The organism is Thalassotalea montiporae (assembly GCF_053485855.1).
Window position 1 is genome coordinate 1 of the sequence record NZ_JBQRUO010000012.1, and the last position, 20651, is coordinate 20651.

Below are 20651 nucleotides of genomic sequence, written 5' to 3' on the forward strand. Positions count from 1 at the left end.
CAGCGATTACATTCGAGTTTAGGATATCAAACACCTGCTGAATTTGAGTCAGCACTAAATTAAACATGGAGCGTGTCCATTTTATCGGGGCAAGATCACGCAAAACGCTTGGCTTGCGCTCCTTAGTCGCTAATTATAGCCAAGCATTTTTCGCCTTTTAGCAAGGCGTTAGCTATATAAGGATATGTTTTGAAGAATATTATACGGATCTTTTTATTAACAATATTAATAGGGTGCTCAGCAAGTGGCCCCAAATTTAGCCCTGTTAATACAAATAAGGATGATGCAGTAATTTACATATATCGCGTTAAAAACTTGGCCAGCTCTTTTCATTCATCTGATTTTTACCTAGACGATAAAAAAGTAGCTGAACTAGATAATAATGGATATAGCTTTGTGGTAGTTAAGCCTGGTATATACAAAGTAAGGCAAGTATTTCCTCCTAATTGGGCTACAAATCAAAGCGAAGATTATGAAGGACTAGAAATTGAAGTAAAAGCAAGTAGTTTAGAACCAGTGTACGTTGAGTTTTCCGCATATACAAAAGGAAATATGTATTACAACGATATAAAACAAGTTTCAAAAGTTTATGGGGAACTAGCGATTAAAAATACAAATTATCAACCATTGGATAAATGAGATATAGCTATCAAGGCAATCAAACGGCCGCGTAACGCTTGGCTCGCGCTCGTTCCTCGCCGGTTTTAGCCAAGCATTACTTGCCGTTTATTGTGGCGTTAGGTAACTCTAAAGTCACATTGAACTTTTAGATAACTTCAAGCGTCATTTAACGTACAGTTGTTAAATCAAACAAGGAAATAAAATGAACAAAGTTATAAACTTAAAAGTAATAGGCACTTTACTAATTTTAGTTATTCTCGTATTTCAATATCAAACTAACCAAAAAATAGCGGCTCAAAATATTGAACTTCAACAAAGCATTCAATCTTTAAATAAGCGCATTGAATTCCTTAGTCGTGAAACTATTTCAACAAAAGAGCAAGTCGTTTCGATTAAGGAACAATTAAAGCCGAGTGTTCGTGAACTATTAGCTAGCAGATAAATTACCTAACAAAACAAACAACCGGACGCGGTAAGCCTGGCTCGCTCTCGTGCCTCGTTTAATTTAGCCAAGCATTACTTGCCGTTTATTGCGGCGTTAGCTGCCCTAAGCAAAGTTCCGATAGGAACTTAAAACACCGTAGTAAAAATGAACAACATAATTAAACTAGTTTTCCTTATTATTTTCGCTCAGTTGTTATCTGGCTGTACTTCAATTGGAAGCTACATAATATCTAATCCTGATGTTTTTCTATCAGAGGCAGAGTTTATTAAAGCTAAACCTGAAGACATTGGTTTCACAAAACATAAATTTTGCTCGCAAAGTACAAAGGAATGTATCCCATACCTAATAGCCCCTCCTTACCTCTATGAAAATTTTCAGGCGGGTAGTTACGTCTATTACAACCTTCACGCAGCAGGAAATGGAGTAGAGAATACGGTATCTCACACAATGACTTCTGATACATTCAATCGCTTCAAGGGCACAGCTCTATTGTTGCATGGATATGGAGGTAAAAAAGAAGTTATGATGGCTACTGCTATCTATTTTAGGGCTCTTGGCATGAAAGTGGTCATCCCTGATTTATTTGGTCATGGCGAATCAAATGAAAAATTTGCTTTTGGTTCTAAAGAACACCGTGTGCTAGCTCAACTACTCAGTCAATTAACAAATAAAAAAGGAAACAAAGAGTTAACAGTTGTCGTTGGACACTCAATGGGAACTCTAGTGGCAAGCAACTTACTATCATCGGAATATGTAGATGCAGCTATTTTGCTAGCCCCTATGATGAGGTTCGATCTTGCTGCCAAAGAGTATTTACCAAATAAAGCTCCCATACTAAGCAGTTTATTTTTTGATAGCGTAGATGATATTGTTACTCATACAATGAATGATGCATCAGTTACTTTAGAAGAAACCGATTTATTATTAAATTTAATTGAAAGCAGTAAACCGGCATTGTTAATAAATTCGAATGTTGATTCAGTTTCACCACCAAGTTACTTTTCGTCGGTCGCCAATAAGCACTTAACAAAGCTTATTTTCGAAGGTCGCGTTCATTCAAGCCTAATGGTTTTCAGTCAAATAGATGCTAGCAAAATAGAAAAGTGGCTATTTGATCTTTAAAACTATTACAACAGCAGCTAACAGCTTGTTTCGCTTAACTGTTTTTCGTAGTTGGCAATTGTCATGACTATCGACACCGTGGTTACTGAAAACAGATTTGGCTAAATCGATGCCAATTGCTTTAATTAGTGACATATGGACTCTCCTCAATTGAAGCTACTTATCAACTTCACTATGGCACACTCGCTAGAGAAAGATGCCGACCGGGGAGTCCATATCATTCGTTAGGTTACCAAGGCAGGTGTTGAGTTGTTTAATAAAGTTGCAGGATTAGCAATAGGTATTACATTTTTCTTAATTTATTCAGGAAATGTTGATTGGTTTTCTAGTTTCAATACTTCCGTTGAAGAAGCGTTAAGTACAAACCCTAATTATTCTTATTATACAGGTCGTGCAGGATTTAGCGCAGGAGGCGTAATTTACTTATATATCCCTGTAATTTTAAGTGTGTTTTTTTTGGTGTTTCCATCATTATCATCTCAACTTTTTTCACCAAAAGACAATTACGGGAAACCAATATTAAGTAAGGATTTCTGGTGTATCCCAGGATATTTATTAGCTTTAGTTGGTTGGGGATTGCTCTATGTTTACGAGTAAAGGAAACCTAACAAAATCAATCGGACGAAAAACACTCTTCTCGATTTTTGTAAAAGAAACAAAAACACAAGCCAATCATTGCAAGTCGATTAACTAAAACAATAGGTGTCAAATTTAGGGTGGCTCGATGCTAAGTTCCTACGCCTCTAAAAAGCAAAAAATCATATTTCATTCCTTTATATTTATTTTGTTTTTGGGATTAACAGCTGTAAGTACTAAAAGCGTATTTATGGGATTCTCCGCGTCAGCTTATATATTCGGAGAATTTAGTTCTGGAACTATCACACCTTTTACAATACTTACATTTACACTGCCAATATGCGCGCTTTATTTGTATCGAATAATATATTGGCTAGTTGGTAAAGCTCTTTACAATGGTAAAAATGCGTAACAACCTAATCAACTAGCTTACTTTAAGCGTCCGTTATTTGGGCTTTATAAATCACAAGGAGTCTTAGTGAAAATCCGCAAAGCTAATAAAAACGATATAGATATTGCTTGGGAAATACGAAAAGAGTCAATACAAGCAGAGTGCGCAAATCATTATTCACCCGAACTAATTAGTGTATGGCTAAATGGCTCTCTACCTGAAAGTTTTGCAGCTGAAATAGAGAGCAACTTTTATGTAGCAACTCAAAATGAAGAAATCATCGGCTTAGGTGCTTTAAGCTACAAAGAAAAGAAGATTTACGCCATTTTTACCAAGCCGCAATTTATGGGCAAAGGTGTTGCTAAAACGATGATGCAATACTTAGAGGAATTGGCAATTAAGAATCAACTTAATACTGTTTACCTAGACTCGACATTGAATGCGGCATCTTTTTATCGATCGCTAGGTTATGTCGGTGAAGAAGTAACAAAGTACAATAATCCTCGTGGTTTCGTCATGGATTGTGTTGCAATGCACAAAAGTTTAAGTACCTTGTAACAAATAGTTCAATCGAGTCTTTAACGCTTTTTTGTTTTTCAATGAATGAGAAGGTAGCAAATAACAATAGACTATCACATCAATAACTAACTTTAGCCGTTTATCTGCGCATACGTGCTTTAATAAACGGCGGCATTTATGTTCAGGGAGAGGAATATTTTGACTTTAGATGATTACAGAAGCGAGTTTGAGCAATCTTCAAATAGGTCTGTTTCAATGCCTATTGCTGGCACCATAATCTGGGGCGTGATTGCGCTATTGAGCACTCAGTTTGACCAAGCGATAGCAGTCTACATTCTACTATTTGCAACAGGTGGCATTTTCCCTTTAGCGTTAATGATTTCGAAACTAAGAAAAGAAAACTTAGTTTCGTCAACAAACCCGTTAGCTAAACTTATGGGGCTTTGTGTGCTTATGGTCAACCTGCTGTGGGCAGTGCATATTCCATTATTACTCAATGCCCCCGAGTTTGTACCTATGACCTTAGGTATTGGGTTAGGCCTTCATTGGGTGGTCTATTCGTGGATAGTCCAGCACCCTGTTGGTGTTATTCATGCGGTGCTACGAACGATTATCATTCTTTTAGTTTGGTATATTTTTCCTAACCACGGCCTGCTGGCAATATCTTGTGCGGTCGTTTTTGTATATTTAGTGAGTATTTATCAAATGCTAACAAGAGAAATAAAAACCACATAACAAACTTGTTAAAGTGAGCATATCGATGAAGTCTAGCGTTTTCACATGGATTGTTGGCGGAATATTCACCTTACTAGTATTCACTGGCGGCTTTATTTCGGCGTTTTATTTAAATTACGCATCTTTGGGAAACACCTATACAAAAGAGCATGTTGATAATGGTCGCTTCATGCTTTGGGCATTGAAACATTTAGAGGATGATGACGTTGATAAAGCGAAAAATTTCTTACGGGGCCAAGTATCAACTAAAGTGTTAATTGTTGACTCTGTGCGTTTACCACCTACGAGTAAAAGAGAACTTGAATTAATTGAAAGCTTTTATCTTGAGGTCATCGAGTACTTTGATGCTCACGGAGGGTTGAATGAAACGTTTCAAGTCATGGAAAACGATAAATGGGTTAACAGGCCAACTGCTGCAATGAAAATATTAGAAGAATTCAAAGCTGATCAAGATAAGTGGCTATGGCATGAGTCTTGTTTTTAAGCCTTGCTTAATATCGCGACCTCTATTTTAAAACCATCATATCGATGCTTTTACATTAACTTATCGACAAAAAAAGCCCCTAAACGGGGCTATAACAGGAGAACATCAGAATCAACCTTAAGTCTAATTAAGGTCACACGCTAAAAGTATATAACCCCAACTTGCCGATACTTATTCGATTAGTAATTAGCGCTCGCGCCGCCCCATAGGCGATGATCAAGTGCCGACATCAAGCCGCGATCAATATTAAAGCCATATTCGCGATCTTTAGCGACTAATACGGGGCCGTCTAAATCTACGTATTTTGCTTTTGAAGCCAATAAATACGCGGGTGCCATGGCAAGCGAACTGCCCACCATACAACCAACCATAATATCTAAACCAAGTGCTTGTGCTTCTTGCGCTAATGCGACAGCCTCAGTTAAGCCACCTGTTTTATCTAGTTTGATATTAACCGCCTGATAACGAGCGGCTAAATAATCGAGATCTTTACGTGTATGACAAGACTCATCGGCACATAACGCAACGGGTAGTTTAACGTTGATAAGTTCAACATCTTCGCCCGTTGGTAATGGCTGCTCAATAAGCACTACATTGCAATCAGCGAGCACCTGAGCGTTATCAACGAGCTGAGACATGCTCCAGCCTTCATTCGCGTCAACAATAAATTGGCTGTTTGGCGACGCTTTGTATATTGCCTGCATTTTCTCCGCAATATCTTGGTTATCCAACTTCACTTTTATCAGCGGTGGATGTTCAAGTGCTGCGGCAGCTTTTGCCATTGCTTCAGGAGTATCAATACTTAAAGTTTGCGCGGTAATGCATGAAGCAGGTTCGGTTAGCGCCAAGAGTTGCGCAACCGATTTACCAGCAAGCTTGGCTTTTAAGTCCCAAAATGCACAATCAATGGCATTTTTTGCCGAGCCAGGTGACATAGCAGCTAAAATCAAGTCAATATCGACACCGCTTGCCAGACGATTTTGCACATAATCGAGTTGATTTGCGACACTCTCGATCGTTTCTTGGTAGCGGTTGTAAGGCACAGACTCTGCTCGCCCCACTTTGCCATCTTGGATTAAGCTAACTTCAACAACTTTCGCTTCGGTTTTAGCACCTCTAGCAATACGAAATACTTGTGCTAATGGAAAGTCAGTTTGTCGATATTCAAGTGAAATTGCAGCAGTCATCATTAAAATTCCTGCGTTAAGCGCTCAACAATTGCATCACAACCATCGCGAACAGGATCAACACACGGTAATGAAAGCTCATCACTGATTTGCTGACAAATGGCTCGCCCTTCTTCGACACTAACACTTGAAGTGTTAACGGCAATACCAGCAACTTTAACGTTCGGATTAGTTAATTTTGCAGCTTGTAAATTAAGCGCAATGGTTTCTTGTAAACTTGGGAATGCTGTATGTGGCAAACCACGCATATGATGGCGATTTAATGCATGACAAATCACCAAGGCGTCAGGTTGAGAGCCGTGTAATAACCCCATGCTCACGCCAGCAAACGCAGGATGTGAGAGCGAACCTTGGCCTTCAATGATATCCCAGTGTTGTTCGTTGTTGTCTGGTGACAACGACTCTGTGGCACCAGAAATGAAATCAGAAATTACGCAATCAATTGCCACACCTTGGCCTGCGATAAGAATGCCGCACTGCCCTGTTGCCCGGAAGTCAACGTCCATGTTTTGATCTTTCATTGCTTTTTCAAGGCTAAGCGAGGTGTACATTTTACCTACTGAACAGTCAGTACCCACGGTTAACAAGCGCTTGCCTTTACGTGGAACTGCTGTGCCCGTTTTAAATTCACCATCTGGGTGGCGAATATCGAGTAGCTTAACCTTGTTTGCCGCCGCAGCTTGCGCTAGTTCTGGCACGTCGCTCATTTTTTCATGTAAACCACTGACAACATCCATACCCGCAGCAAGCGCTTCTAGAATATATGGATGCCATTTAGGATCTAACACGCCACCACTATTGGCAAAGCCTAACACGAATGTTTTAGCACCTTTGGCAACGCCTTCGGCGATAGTAAGTTGCGGTAAGCCTGTAGTAACGCTACAACCTTCAACTTGCATTTCACCAATACAAAGCTCAGGGCGAAAGTCGGCTACACCACGTGCCATTTTAATTGATAAGGCATCGGTCGCATCGCCAATAAAAAGTAAGTAAGGGCCGACAATTTGCATAACACATCCTTTAGCTGAGTATTAAATTTTCAAAGACTTAGATTCAGCTTAGAGGGTGACTTCAAATTTGAAAAATAGCGTGTGTTGTCATGTCCATAACTTGAGGCTATACGAGAAAATCCCTCCCTTTGAAAGATTTCTTGAACAATTTACAAGGTCGCAAAGCTGTTAATGGAATGCACAAAAAAATACACCTAACTCATTGTTGCAAAAACAAATAAACCTTAATAAACAGATAGTTACTACACATGGATTTAACAGCAGTTGATGGCAGTTTCGGTGAATGACGGTATGACTAAATCAATGTATGAAACTGTGGAAAGAAGGGATAAAGCAACAAGGTGAATTTATAATACGAACGCCTTGTTGCCGATATGAGGTAAGCGCAGAAGTCTAAATACTTTGGATCTGTTTATTTAGAAACTCCATAAAGTCATCTGCCGCCACGGAAAGTCGTCTGTTTTCTAAATGCAACATACTGACATTAAACGACAAGCGCGGCTCAAAAGATGCGTAAGCCACATCGTCCATGGCGTTGCCGTAGGCAGTGTATTTATCTACAACACACACGCCAGCACCATTGGCGACCATGCGCGCAGCAATAAAGTATGTTTGCACTTTGATGGTGGATTGCAGCTTGATGTTTTCTTTCATCATTCGCGTCCAGAGCTGATCACCCAGCGGTCCACTGTCGCTAATATCAATAAATGGTAAGTCTTTTAAATCAGTTAAGTTCAGTGATGTTGGCTCTGACGGAAACAGTGATTTGGGATACATAACAACGAGCTCGGATTGATCACATACCGTTTCAACAACCCCTGCCATCGCCGTTGGCGAAAATACCACAGCTATGTCACATTTGTGCTCGTAAAGTGACTGCATCACTTCATCGTTGTGCACTGTCTGCACTTGAAAATTCACTTTTGGGTGTGCTTGCTGGAAATTAGCTATCGCGACTGGCAACACGTCAAAACCCAAGGCTGGCGTTACTGCGATACTAATATTGCCATATTCAGACTTTTTAATATTTTCAGCGGTATTGTTAATTGAGCGCATCTGCTGATAAATTTTATCTGCTTCATCAAACAACATTTCCGCTTCATTGGTTGGAATGAGTCGGCCTTTAACACGTTCAAATAACTGAAAGCCAAGCTGCATTTCAGCGTGCGCCAGCACCTTACTCACAGAAGGCTGAGAAACGTGCAAAATTTTCGCTGCATTTGTGATAGAGCCAGTTGAATAAATGGCATGAAACACCTCAATATGTCTAAGTCTCATTTATTCTCCTCCACGAGTTGTGTTTTTCATCTTAGTTATTCTTGTTTTCTTGTTGTCTTTTACTTTGTATTTTTGGGTGACTTTGCCTGAATGACCATAGTTCACATACTAGGCCGCAAATCCAATAACACATAAGGTCCAGAGCAGTGCTGCCGTAGCTGCAGCAAAACTTGCCGGTACAATTTGCGATTTTACATGGTCCATTAAGTCACAGCCCGTGGTCATCGCACTTAATATGGTGGTATCTGAAATTGGCGAACATTGGTCGCCATAAATACTGCCGTTTAGCACGGTGGCGAAACAAATCATCATGTAGATTTCTGGATTTGCCAGCATTTGGTGCTCGCCAATAGCCCACGCCAGCGGCATCGCCAGTGGAAATGCGATGGCATAGGTTCCCCAACTTGTGCCCGTTGAAAACGCGATCACCATGGTCATTAATTGCAAGGTAATAGGCAATGCCCAATACGGTAGTTGCTCACCTAACAATGAAACAAGATATAAACCGCCACCAATCTCTTTGCTGATAAAGCCAATGATCACCGCCATCATTAGAATAACAGAGGCAAAGACGACACTTTTTAAGCCCAGATTTAGCCCGTCCATCACGTTTTTAAGACTCATGCCTTTGGCAAGGGCAATACCTATCGCTAGCATTAATGCCGCGCCAAATGCCCAATTCACTTTTGGCGAGCCCAGTAAAATGAAGGTGAAAACCGCAATACCGATTAACGTGATCAGCGGGAAAATAAATTCAAAATGGTGAGAGTGATAACCTTCCGGCACTACCCTGCTTTGCAATTCCTTCGCACTTAGCGGCTGAGCATTGGGCGCATCTAATTGCCCTGTGGTGTTTGCTCTGTGGTGCGCTTCGCGTATTCTTCGACCTGAAAAAGTCGTGATGTTTAAGCTTAATAACAAGGTGCCGACGACGGCTAAAATGCCATAGAAACTAAAGGGAATACTGCTGAAAAAGAAATCGAGGCGATCAGCTTCTGTTGCTAAAAACGCAACCCCAGGTACAAAAATAAGCGCTTGTACATAAGCTGGCCACGCATTGAATGCTAGCACAGCAGCAATTGGTGAGGCGGTTGAGTCAACGATATAACTCATTTCCTCATGGCTGACTTTTGCTCTATCCGCTAGCGGCCTGACTGTTGTCCCTACTAAAACAGTGCTCATGGTGCCCCCTTGGAAAAATAAGACACCTAAACACCAAGAAACTAATTTAGCCGATCGTTGCCCGCGCACGAACCTGCGTGTCATCATATCGGCAAATGCTTGCGCAGCGCCAGTTTTCGCCCACACGCCAAGTAAACCGCCCAATAACCACAAATACAGCAGTAATAGCGCTGCACTGCCTTCTTTAGCAAGTTGCGGAATTATCACGCTGTCAGTTATATCGTATTCACCAAGCATTAGCGCGCCAGTAACGATACCGGTAAACAACGCACTTAACGGCTCTTTAGTAATTAAACAAAGTGAAACAGTGATCAGCGCAGGTAACAACGACCAAACGCCAAAATGAAATGCTGGCTTCAGCTGTTTAATCGTCCCTTGTTCATCAATCACCCATTGCTGACTTAATGCCGGCTCGTCAACATTGTTGAGTGTTGCCTGATTAAGCGCTGACTCTTGATAGGGAACAACATCTTCAATAATGACCTCTTTACCGCGATAGATATAGGCATTATCACCATCATTGGTTTGGTAAACTTCATATACGAGCGACTGTTCGAGCCAAGTTTTAGGAACATACTGACTGACATAAACCGCAGAAAATAAACCAAATATAACCACCAATAGCGCTAATTTGTTATAATTTTTCACATGCATTCTCGCTGATTTTAGCCGCAATGATGCATCTGCAATGCACCTGCGTTTTAGATGTTATTTTAACGGTAGCAATTATTTTCACTGACGTGATGTAGCGAAACAAAGCCAACCTATAACTTTAGGTTATAGGTTAATGTTCAACAGTCAATTGTTAATTCAGCTAATTTTGACCAAGGTTAGAGTTAAGTGCAGTTAGCTAATGTGCTTGCCTGCTTCAGATGTAAAGAGCCACAGCAAAAGAGCTTTAGCAACTGAAAAAGAAACATTAGTTATTAGCAAGAATTAGTGACAACCTTAGCTAGTAATCATGATTAATTATCAGATTTGCTATGCTAAAAATTCATATTCGTTAGCCGATAATCGTATGACGGCTAACGAAATATTAAACAAATCAATTAATAAAGAAGCCAATTGCCATGTACAAATTTGTGACTTCAACAGTACTCTCATTATTCGCTGCAAGCAGTTTCGCTTGCCAATCCGACAACATTCAGTTGCTTAACAACTTTTCAAATGCAACGTCTGCATCACTAATGCAGAATTGCGAAATCGACGAAAGCAACAACCAAATTAACGTCAAACTACTGCCTGAAAACAAACCGATTAATAATAGCCCTTGGTACGCTTTTCAACTTGTTAGCAAAGAGCCAAGAACAGTAACCCTGACCTTAACCGTAAACGATGGTGATCATCGTTACCTACCGAAAGTCAGTAGAGATGGCAAAAACTGGCAGCAAGTCGACTACAAAATTGTTGAAGACAAAATGCACGTTGAGCTAGCCATTGATACAAAAACTACGTGGATCGCCGGACAAGAGCTGATCACCAATAAAGACTACATTGATTGGGGTAAGAAGCTAAGCGAGTTTGAATTTATTGATCACAATGTGATTGGTAGCTCAGTAAACGGTAAACCAATTTACCAAGTCATCACCAATCAACCGAACGTAAAACAGTGGTTGGTTGTGCTTGGTCGCCAACACCCACCAGAAGTAACTGGTGCTATTGCGCTATTCCCGTTTGTTGACACACTATTAGGTAATAGCGAATTAGCACGCTATTTTCGCCAAAACTACAATATCGTTGTTGTGCCAAACATGAACCCAGATGGTGTAGAACTCGGTTACTGGCGTCATAACGCTAACGGTGTTGATTTAAACCGTGACTGGAACAAATTCAAGCAACCAGAAGTTATTGCGGTTGATAAGTTGCTAACCGACTTAGTAGCGAAAGGTCATAAAATTTCAATGGCGGTTGATTTCCACTCTACCCACAAAGACATTTTTTACACAATGCCTAACGACTATGGCGTACAACAACGCTATTTGGTTAATAACTGGTTGAACAAACTTGATAAACAGTATCCAGAGTTTAACGTTATCCAAAAACCAGGTAACAACCCGCAAATGGGTGTATTCAAACAGTATGTTGCTGACAAATTCGACGTTCACGCCATTACTTACGAGATGGGCGATAACACTGACCGCAAATTCATTCACAAACTGGCCAAAGATGCAGCAAATACCTTAATGCAAACGATGCTTAAGGATAACGACCAGCTACGTTAATTGATGTTGAATGAAATGAAGCTTTAGTGACGACTGCAATGGTAATTATTAAAGCTGTAGCACAATTAACTTATCTCAGCGGCGTCAGATGAAAGAATCTCGTTTGATGCCGCACAGCACCTACAAATCAAACATCAGCGAAAACGATAAACTACAACGATAAGCTACAAAAAATGGCAAAACATAACTTCAAAAAGCTAACCAGTGCTATGGCATTAGCACTTGCGGCAATCACATCAGGCTGTTCGAACCAAGTATCACCGCAAGTTGATACCCTAATCATTAATGGCGAGGTTTATTTAGGTGATGGCAGCGGCGCGCAATCACTTGATATTGGCATCTGTCGGCAAGTTATCTGTGCTATATCGCCAAGTGGTAGTCAGCAATATCAGGCAACGCGCACAATTGACGCAAGTGGTCATGTTGTTAGCCCTGGTTTTATTGACCCTCATACACATACGCTCGCCGAGCTTGAAAGCCAAGACAAAAACGCCAATGTTAATTACCTAATGCAAGGGGTGACGACTGTCGTTAATGGCAATGATGGTGGCAGCCCAATTGATATTGCTAAAACAGCAAAAGCATTAGAGGCAAACGGTATAGGCACGAATGTCGCTTTTTTCATAGGCCACAATAGTGTTCGCACTGCCGTTATGGGTCGCGAAAATCGTTATTCTTCAGACCAAGAAATTGCGCAAATGGTCGGCATTGTCGACAAAGCAATGCAAGATGGCGCTCTTGGCTTGTCGTCAGGTTTATATTACGTTCCTGGCAGCTATGCAAAAACCGAAGAAGTGATAGCTTTGGCTAAAGCAGCCTCTGCCTATGGTGGCATTTATGACACTCACTTAAGGGATGAAAGCACCTTTAACATTGGCTTTGCAAATGCAGTTGATGAAGCTATTAATATTGCCAAAGCTGCTGATATTCATTTGCATATTGCCCATATCAAAGCGCTGGGCGTAGATGTTTGGGGTGAAAGTACACCCGTTATCAAGCAAATTGAACAGGCTCAGCAGCAAGGTGTCAGTATTAGTGCAGACCAATACCCTTGGCTAGCGTCAGGCACGAATATTCGCAGTGCAATTATGCCTAAGTGGGCATTAGCGGGAAATCAAATCGCCTTCTTTCATCGCCTAAAAGATAAAGATTTATTACCGCGTATTCGCACAGAAATTGCCGAAAATATTCGCCGTCGTGGTGGTGCCAATGCCCTACTTATTACAGAGTTTCACAGTAGACCTAATTTAGTAGGTAAAACACTCGAAGAAATTGCCACCGAAAAAGGTAAAACACCTGTTGATACCGCCATTGATTTGGTACAACTTGGCCGCATTCGAGTAGCATCATTTAACATGTCGCCAAACGATTTGAATAAATTTGTTGTGCAACCATGGGTTGTTACTTCTTCTGATGGCACCAATGGACACCCAAGAAAATACGGTAGCTTTCCTAAAAAGTATCAAGATATGGTGATAGATAAAAAACTGTTATCAATTGAAGACTTTATCATAAAAAGTGCAAGTCAAACCGCAGACATTTTAGGACTAAAAGATCGCGGTAAGTTAGAAAAAGGCTTAGCGGCAGATATTATTGTCTGGGATGCAAGTACGTTCAAAAGCAATGCAACCTTCCAAAAATGGAATGTTTTAGCCTCTGGCGTTGATACGGTATTAGTCAATGGGCAAGTTGTCGTGGAAAATGGTGAGTACAACCAAAAACTAGCAGGTCAATACGTTAGAAAATCGGCAAATTGATATACGTATTGATATGCGTTCTTGGGCTTTAGGCTGACGCATTAGCAAGACTTAGTGAACGAAATAAAAAAGGCAGGCTATCGTATTTGATAACCTGCCTTTTTTTGGGAGTCTAATTGTAAATTCACGTAGCCAGTAAATTTCTTATTCAGCGAGTATTACTTTAAATAGCTTAAAATTCTAGCGACTAGTTATAGCCCAACACATATTCCTGTGCCTGCCCGCCAAGAAACTGTACTTGATACTTGCGTGTTAAATCTTGTTTAACGACTTTAGACTTAGCAGATACTACCTTAGGTAGTTGCTGTAAAGTTTCATTAATTTGATTAACAATAGTTTCTACACCAGTGTTGTTGGTTGACGGTTGTTGTTGAGCCATGATATTTCCTGCCGTATGCGCTTAGTTCAAGTGTAATATGCAATAAATCTGCAACATTTAAAATGCACATAAATTAGCCAAACCATAACGTAAAGTTATGGCTACAAATTTAATTACACTGATTTACGCTAAAGATTGACAACCCGTTATCCAGATAAATTTATAGTACTCAGCTAAATAACGAACTTACCCTGCTATTGTGTTAAAGTACGGCAATAACTAAAAAGCCGATGCCCAACCGCGAATTCTTTCGCCAAATCAAAATACAACGGCTAATAACTAAACAAAAACGATATTAACCATATGAATAACCAGCCGACCATTCTTTGGCACGACTACGAAACATGGGGCGTTAGCCCAAAATATGACAAACCTTCGCAATTTGCGGCAATACGCACCGATTTAGATCTTAACATTATCGGTGAACCCGAAGTATTCTATTGCCAGCCACCTGCTGATTATTTACCAAACCCAGAAGCTGCTTTAGTCACCGGAATTACGCCGCAAAAAGCGATGTCTGAGGGGCTACCTGAAGCGGAATTCGCTGATCGCATTCACGCCCTATTCTCAGCACCTAATACCTGTGTGGCTGGCTATAACAATATTCGTTTTGATGACGAAGTTACCCGCTATCTGCTCTATCGTAATTTTTACGACCCTTATGCTCGTGAGTGGCAAAACGGTAACAGCCGATGGGATATCATTGATATGGTTCGCGCTTGTTATGCATTGCGTCCAGAGGGCATTGAATGGCCCAAAGTCACAGACGAAGAAACAGGAGAAGAGCGCGTCAGCTTTCGCTTAGAACTATTAACCGCCGCCAATGATATCAGTCATGAAGCTGCACATGACGCAATGAGCGACGTATACGCCACAATTGCCATGGCCAAGCTTATTAAAGAAAAACAGCCTAAGCTATACCACTTTTTGTTTGGTCTACGTAATAAAAAACAAGTGGCCGAGCTGATTGATGTGTATAACATGACCCCAGTTGTACACACCTCAAGCAAGATTTCATCACAGCACGGTTGCACCAGCTGGTTTGCCCCATTGGCTTACCACCCAACCAATAAAAATGCGGTTATTGCGATAGATTTAGCGCGTGATCCACAGCCACTATTTGACTTAAGTGCTCAGCAGATCAAAGAAAGAATGTATACACGCTATAGTGATTTAGCTGAAGACGAACTGCCGATCCCGCTTAAACTGATTCATATCAACAAATGTCCTGTTGTCGCGCCAGCGAAAACACTCTTGCCGGAAAATGCAGCTCGATTAGCCATACCACGCGAGCAGTGCTTAGCGAACCTAGCCAAGCTAAAAGAGCACCGCGAGATAATAGATAAGCTTAACGATGTATTTGCGCCCGATTATGATGAAAGTGAACAAATAGATGCGGAACACGCGCTTTATGGTGGTGCTTTTTTCTCTGAAGCCGACAAAGCGCAGATGGCAGTTTTACATAGCCTTGCACCCGAGCAATTGGCTCAGCATCAATTTGAATTTCAAGATGAGCGTTTGCCCGTTATGCTGTTTCGCTATCGCGCGAGAAACTACCCGTACACGCTATCAGCAGCGGAAAAACAAAAGTGGCAGCAATACTGCCAAGACAAAATTCAATTTGGTGGTAAAGGTATACTAAGTGCCGATGAGTTTATGATCCGGTTAGAAAACTTAGTACATGAGCACGAAGACAACGCTGGAAAGATGTCAGTGTTAAAAGCACTTTATCAATATTTACAGCAGTAAAATAAAAAAAGCGGTTAAATTTATTTAACCGCTTTCAAAAGCCTAATTCTTCATTGCCATTAATTTAACGACAATGAGAAGGAAGGTTAATAAAGTAAGCATTGGTTAATACAGACGCTAAACTTTCTAGTGCGTCACAATCAATATCCGAGTTTCCATATAGCTCTAACGTTCTCAATTCAGTTAAGCTTTGTAGAGGTGAAACATCAGATATTTCATTTCTATCAAGATCCAAGTCTCTCAATGACGTTAAATTTGATAAAGCAGACAAATCACTAATGTTATTGCTACTAAGTCTCAAATTCGTCAATGACGTTAGGTTTTGTAATGGAGACAAATCGGCAATTTCGTTACCGCTAAGCCCTAGTGATGTTACTTGAGTTAATTTTGACAATTCACTTATGTCGCTTAAATCACTATTTTCCAACTGAAGAGTTGTTAATTCAGTTAAGCCTGAAAAATCTGGCATAGACTCTAGTTCTGTATAATTTATTTCAATGGTTCTTAATTTGCTCAGAGATAACAAAGGAGTGTAATCCGCTATTTGATTTGTATAATAAAACCTAACGTTAGTTGCATTTTCGAATTGCTCAATACCTGCCAAGCTAGATATATCACTAGAATAACAAGAAATATTAGTAACGTCGGCAATATCGATAATGTTAGCTATACAATCCTTAAAACTTTCGTCCGTGACTAAACTCCAATCAACAGGCTTTTCAACACAATTATGATACGTATATATTTCAGCATTGGGGTATGTTTCTTCTAGGTTCGCAATATCTTCACACAATAATTTTCTCGTGTTATTTAGGTTAATATAAACGAGTTTATCTAGCGTCATTAATGCATCGATGTTAGTTAAAGAATCTAGATTTGTGAATGCGACTCGCTCTAGATTTTTCAATCCTTCAAGCATCTCCAGCGACTCAACATATCCGTTAGAGTTTACTTCTAGCTGCTCCAAGCTTTCTAAACTCGCAATAAACGAAAAATCTGTTACATTGCTCACACGGTCTAGCGTTAGCCTTGTCAATGTAGGCGCGCTGCCAAGGCCTGTTAGGTCGGTTAGTGCATAATTGTTTATAATGGAAAACTCTGACAATTTAGCTAAATTACTAAAGTCAAAAATTTCATCAAATTCCGCATAAGATAAATCCAACACCTCAAGGTTTACTAAGCTTGCTAACGGGGTTAAATCATCATACCGATTTCCACCAGCTAATAGCCCTTTTAATTGGGTCAAATTTTCAAACCCAGAGAGGTCGATGTTTGAGCGATATATATCAACCATGCCTAACTGCTCTAGCTGAGTTAATGCGGCAATTGGAGATAAATCACTTAAGTTGCTATTTTGGGAAATATCTAGTGTTTTCAGTGAACTAACATTAGTTAGAGCGGTAATATCAGAAAGTCTAAAATTAGCGCCAATATACAAATGCTCCAATTGCGACATAGTCGAAACAAATGAAATAGTCGATAAATCAATATCACTAACATTCAGAGTTTTAATGTTAGAAAACTTTGACAATGCAGATAAATTCTCAAGGTTATCGTTATTGGCAATATTCAAGCTTTCTAGACTCTCCTTCGCGCTTATTGCCTCGATATCTATATTCGCGAATGTGCCAGATATGTTTAAGCTTTTTAAATTTTGCAAACCATAAACAGGAGTTAAATCTTCCGTTCTAGTATTAGTTAAGTCGAGCACTTCTATATTTTCTACAGAAGTTAATGCAGTCAAGTCAGCGACAGAAGAGCTCGCCATCTTTAGCTCTTTTAAACTGTCGAGGCTAGTCAGAAAGCTCAGCGTATTTAATCCGTCTACATGGTTCAAATCTAATACTTCAAGCGATGTTAAAGAAGCTAACTCAGTAACGCTGCTGATGCGACTATTGTTAACTTCCAACTCTTTAAGGCTTGTCAATGGCGATATAAACTCAAGGTCTATCGTTGGGTAAAAACGGGAACCTGAAATTTTAGAGAGGTTTAATGAAGTTAAATTAGTTAAATCACTTATTTTAGATGACAACTGAGTTATATTGTTATCACTGATATCTAAAGACTCTAATCCACTTAAAGAGAAGATTACCTCGACATCGCGCAGTTGATTGTTGGCAACATTCAACTTAGTTAGTCCAGCGATGTCTTCTATGCCGGTTAAATCGGTCAAGCCCGCATTTGTAACACTTAACTCTGTTAAACTAGCCAAGTTTTTGAGGTCACTCAAACTAGCTATTTGAATGCCGTTACACAACAAACTTTCGAGCCCAACATCCGCTTGTGGAGTCGCTTCAATACAACGTTGAATACCTGTATCTTCAAAAGTCAAAGTATTGATTTCTGCATAAGCATTCAATTGGACTTCTAATGTTTGACTCGCTGTTGCGCCATCATTGTCGGTTACCGTTATAGTGAAACTGAGCGTCTCGGATTCGCTAATAGAAGGGGCCGTAAAAGACAAAGTGGCTGCATCTTCAACCAAATTCAACACTGGCGTACCAGTACTCTGTTCCCACTTATAACTATTGATTGAACCGTCACTGTCGCTTGCAATGGCTTCTATACTAAAAGTATCTCGCTCTTGAACTTCTTGTTTACTCATGGGGTCAACAACTGGCGACTTATTGGTTGGTTCAGGTGTTGGAGTTGGAGTTGGAGTGCTACTCTCGCTTCCTCCACCGCCACATGCACTTAATGCAAGCGTAATGAGTGAAGCTGAAAATAGTTTTTTTGAAAATGGGTTCACAAAAATATCCTTATCAATACAACGGAACGCAATAAAAACAGCAATGTTGTCATTAGCATTCCGTTGCTAATTGAGTAAAATTTATTCTATAAAACTAGCGTTTAATACGAAGTTATAGTTTAGAGCTCTTGTACCTAGAAATCAAACTCGATGTATCCCAACGATTACCGCCACCTTGTTGAATTTCTTGATAAAAACCATCGACCATTTCGGTCATTGGCAATTGTGTGCCATTTTTCTTTGCTTCGGCAAAAGCGATGGATAAATCTTTACGCATCCAATCAACCGCAAAGCCAAAATCGTACTCGCCTTCAAACATCGTTTTGTAGCGATTTTCCATTTGCCATGAGCCTGCTGCTCCTTTTGAAATCGTCTCAACCAGCAAGTCTGGATCTAAGCCGGCATTTTCAGCAAAAGTGAAAGCTTCAGCAAGCCCCTGCACAACACCCGCGATACAAATTTGATTAACCATTTTCGCCAGTTGACCACTGCCTACTTCACCCATTAATTGCGTGAACAGCGAGTATGCAGCCATAACAGGCTTCGCTGTTTGATAAGTTGCCTGATCGCCCCCTAACATCACAGTCAACACACCATTGTCTGCGCCAGCTTGACCACCTGAGACAGGTGCATCTAAAAAGCCTACATTTTGTGTTTTTGCATGCTGCGCTAATTCTCGCGCTAGCTCTGCGGATGCGGTTGTATGATCAACTAGAATTGAGCCCGCCGACATACCAGCTAACGCACCATCATCACCTAAACAAACTGAGCGAACATCATCATCGTTTCCAACGCACGTAAACACAATGTCACAGCCAGTTGCCGCTTGTTTAGGCGTTTTAAAGCATGATCCACCAAATTCCTCAACCCACTGCTCAGCTTTTGAATGAGTACGGTTGTATACATTTACTTGATGGCCTGCTTTTGCTAAGTGACCAGCCATCGGATACCCCATAACCCCTAAGCCAATAAATGCTACATTTGCCATGCTCTCTCCTAATTAAAAATGATCAAACTAATATCAAACGCTAACAATCAATTATCGATAACTACGTTTGCTATGTCAGTGTTATATCAACCAGTATATTACTGAAAATTAAGCCGTATTAGTATCAATCTATTCAATCAATACGCATGACCTCGTAGCTTGTAACTCACCAAAAATAAATTTTTCTTTTTAACCATTATAAAGTGAACTTTATTATCTATATTGCGTACAACTTAATTATGCGCAATATTAATAACAAGTTACTACTTTTAAAAAGGAAATAATATGTCGTCTTCTGTATATGACTACAACGCCCAAGATTATCGTGGTGAAAACGTATCGCTTAAAGAATATGAAGGTAAGGTTCTACTTATTGTAAACACTGCAAGTGCTTGTGGATTCACGCCACAGTATGAAGGTTTGCAAGATCTTTACGAAAAATATAAAGATGAGGGTTTAGAAATTCTGGCATTCCCTTGTAATCAATTTAAAGAGCAAGAAAAAGGCAGTAACGAAGAAATAAAATCATTCTGCGATTTACACTTTAATATTCAGTTTCCTTTGTTTGCCAAAATTGATGTCAATGGCGACAACGCTCACCCACTTTACAAGCATTTAAAGCAAGCAGCTCCGGGCATTCTCGGTAGCCAAGGTATCAAGTGGAATTTCACGAAATTTTTAGTTGGTCGCGATGGCAAAGTTATTCAACGTTATTCAACAATGACTAAACCTAAAGCCATAGAACCAGCGATAAAGGCCCTGCTTTAGTCTGCAGACGAAAAAAGTAATGAGTGACAACTTAAAACTAGAAAAACAGCTTTGCTTTCGGCTGTACAGCTTAAACAAAACCATTACTAAGCTATACAGCCCTTTGCTAAAAGCATTGGGGCTTACCTATCCGCAGTATTTAGTGATGTTGGTAATGTGGCAAGCCAAGCAAAGTGTGCCTATTAAAACCCTTTGTCAACAACTAGATCTAGACACGGGAACTTTGTCGCCACTGTTAAAACGAATGGAACAAGCCAACCTGCTAGCTAGAACGCGAAGTGAACAAGATGAGCGCTCTGTGCGCATTAGCCTTACCAAAGAGGGGAAGCAGCTAAAACAACAAGCCGCGCAAATACCAGAAACTATGTTTTCACTAACTGGCTTGTCGATAGAAGAAGTAGTGAATTTGCAGCAAACGCTCGACAAGGTGTTAAACAATACAAAAGCACAGCTAGGTTAATATTTGCAATAAATGCGTAAAACACCTAG

19 protein-coding genes and 1 pseudogene are annotated in these 20651 nt (G+C 40.2%); 12 read left to right on the top strand and 8 right to left on the bottom strand.

What is annotated here, in order from left to right:
- The first annotated feature begins 189 nt into the window (after positions 1-189).
- The 3 genes from ACSLUR_RS18695 to ACSLUR_RS18705 all read left to right on the top strand — a co-directional run bounded on the left by ACSLUR_RS18695 (position 190) and on the right by ACSLUR_RS18705 (position 2188).
- Positions 190-639 carry a DUF2846 domain-containing protein gene (locus ACSLUR_RS18695; RefSeq protein WP_448556824.1) on the top strand — a complete coding sequence of 150 codons (450 nt, stop codon included), beginning with the start codon at positions 190-192 and terminating at the stop codon, positions 637-639.
- A gap of 184 nt (positions 640-823) precedes the next feature.
- Positions 824-1063 carry a hypothetical protein gene (locus ACSLUR_RS18700; protein ID WP_448556826.1) on the top strand — a complete coding sequence of 80 codons (240 nt, stop codon included), beginning with the start codon at positions 824-826 and terminating at the stop codon, positions 1061-1063.
- A gap of 147 nt (positions 1064-1210) precedes the next feature.
- Positions 1211-2188: an alpha/beta fold hydrolase gene (locus tag ACSLUR_RS18705; protein ID WP_448556828.1), complete on the top strand. Its 978-nt coding sequence runs from the start codon at positions 1211-1213 to the stop codon at positions 2186-2188.
- A gap of 9 nt (positions 2189-2197) precedes the next feature.
- On the opposite strand, the pseudogene ACSLUR_RS18710 reads toward ACSLUR_RS18705, so the two are convergent.
- Positions 2198-2323, bottom strand: a pseudogene (locus ACSLUR_RS18710) (IS110 family transposase); the annotation flags it as partial.
- Positions 2324-2437: 114 nt separating this feature from the next.
- On the opposite strand from ACSLUR_RS18710, the gene ACSLUR_RS18715 reads away from it, so the two are divergent.
- From ACSLUR_RS18715 to ACSLUR_RS18730, 4 genes are all read left to right on the top strand, one after another.
- The gene (locus ACSLUR_RS18715; protein WP_448556829.1) at positions 2438-2785 is read left to right on the top strand and encodes a hypothetical protein; all 348 of its coding nucleotides are present in this window, start codon (positions 2438-2440) and stop codon (positions 2783-2785) included.
- 457 nt (positions 2786-3242) lie between these two features.
- A complete protein-coding gene (locus ACSLUR_RS18720; RefSeq protein WP_448556831.1) occupies positions 3243-3713 on the top strand; it encodes a GNAT family N-acetyltransferase in 471 nt (156 codons plus the stop codon).
- Positions 3714-3872: 159 nt separating this feature from the next.
- Positions 3873-4409, top strand: coding sequence for a DUF7010 family protein (locus ACSLUR_RS18725; protein ID WP_448556832.1), 537 nt, complete (start codon positions 3873-3875; stop codon positions 4407-4409).
- Positions 4410-4434: 25 nt separating this feature from the next.
- Positions 4435-4893 (top strand): hypothetical protein, encoded by a 459-nt coding sequence (locus tag ACSLUR_RS18730; RefSeq protein WP_448556834.1) that lies wholly within the window; start codon positions 4435-4437, stop codon positions 4891-4893.
- A gap of 179 nt (positions 4894-5072) precedes the next feature.
- On the opposite strand, the gene dgcA is transcribed toward ACSLUR_RS18730, so the two are convergent.
- From dgcA to ACSLUR_RS18750, 4 genes are all read right to left on the bottom strand, one after another.
- Entirely contained in the window at positions 5073-6083 is a 1011-nt protein-coding gene (gene dgcA, locus ACSLUR_RS18735) for an N-acetyl-D-Glu racemase DgcA (protein ID WP_448556836.1), read from the bottom strand.
- Positions 6083-7090 (bottom strand): N-acetyltransferase DgcN, encoded by a 1008-nt coding sequence (dgcN, locus tag ACSLUR_RS18740; protein WP_448556838.1) that lies wholly within the window; start codon positions 7088-7090, stop codon positions 6083-6085. Before dgcN ends, dgcA begins: the two co-directional genes overlap by 1 nt.
- Positions 7091-7483: 393 nt before the next feature.
- Positions 7484-8368, bottom strand: coding sequence for a LysR family transcriptional regulator (locus ACSLUR_RS18745; protein ID WP_116013632.1), 885 nt, complete (start codon positions 8366-8368; stop codon positions 7484-7486).
- Between the two features lie 108 nt (positions 8369-8476).
- On the bottom strand, positions 8477-10198 hold the full coding sequence (locus ACSLUR_RS18750) for a Na+/H+ antiporter NhaC family protein (protein WP_448556839.1): 1722 nt from the start codon (positions 10196-10198) through the stop codon (positions 8477-8479).
- A 422-nt stretch (positions 10199-10620) separates the two neighbouring features.
- Between ACSLUR_RS18750 and ACSLUR_RS18755 the strand changes: the two genes are divergently transcribed.
- Positions 10621-11772, top strand: coding sequence for a M14 family metallopeptidase (locus tag ACSLUR_RS18755; protein ID WP_448556841.1), 1152 nt, complete (start codon positions 10621-10623; stop codon positions 11770-11772).
- A gap of 173 nt (positions 11773-11945) precedes the next feature.
- A complete protein-coding gene (locus ACSLUR_RS18760) occupies positions 11946-13529 on the top strand; it encodes an N-acyl-D-amino-acid deacylase family protein (RefSeq protein WP_448556843.1) in 1584 nt (527 codons plus the stop codon).
- 187 nt (positions 13530-13716) lie between these two features.
- Here ACSLUR_RS18760 and ACSLUR_RS18765 read toward each other — a convergent pair whose 3' ends face one another.
- Positions 13717-13908, bottom strand: a complete 192-nt coding sequence (locus tag ACSLUR_RS18765; RefSeq protein WP_116000386.1) for a hypothetical protein — start codon at positions 13906-13908, stop codon at positions 13717-13719.
- A 303-nt stretch (positions 13909-14211) separates the two neighbouring features.
- On the opposite strand from ACSLUR_RS18765, the gene sbcB reads away from it, so the two are divergent.
- The gene (gene sbcB, locus ACSLUR_RS18770) at positions 14212-15657 is read left to right on the top strand and encodes an exodeoxyribonuclease I (protein WP_448556844.1); all 1446 of its coding nucleotides are present in this window, start codon (positions 14212-14214) and stop codon (positions 15655-15657) included.
- Positions 15658-15721: 64 nt separating this feature from the next.
- Here the strand turns inward: sbcB and ACSLUR_RS18775 are convergent, their stop codons facing one another.
- The gene (locus ACSLUR_RS18775; protein ID WP_448556846.1) at positions 15722-18406 is read right to left on the bottom strand and encodes a leucine-rich repeat domain-containing protein; all 2685 of its coding nucleotides are present in this window, start codon (positions 18404-18406) and stop codon (positions 15722-15724) included.
- A gap of 112 nt (positions 18407-18518) precedes the next feature.
- Positions 18519-19394 carry an NAD(P)-dependent oxidoreductase gene (locus ACSLUR_RS18780; RefSeq protein WP_448556848.1) on the bottom strand — a complete coding sequence of 292 codons (876 nt, stop codon included), beginning with the start codon at positions 19392-19394 and terminating at the stop codon, positions 18519-18521.
- A gap of 285 nt (positions 19395-19679) precedes the next feature.
- Between ACSLUR_RS18780 and ACSLUR_RS18785 the strand changes: the two genes are divergently transcribed.
- Both ACSLUR_RS18785 and ACSLUR_RS18790 read left to right on the top strand, forming a co-directional pair.
- On the top strand, positions 19680-20162 hold the full coding sequence (locus ACSLUR_RS18785) for a glutathione peroxidase (protein WP_448556850.1): 483 nt from the start codon (positions 19680-19682) through the stop codon (positions 20160-20162).
- A gap of 19 nt (positions 20163-20181) precedes the next feature.
- On the top strand, positions 20182-20622 hold the full coding sequence (locus ACSLUR_RS18790; protein WP_448556851.1) for a MarR family winged helix-turn-helix transcriptional regulator: 441 nt from the start codon (positions 20182-20184) through the stop codon (positions 20620-20622).
- Positions 20623-20651 lie beyond the last annotated feature (29 nt).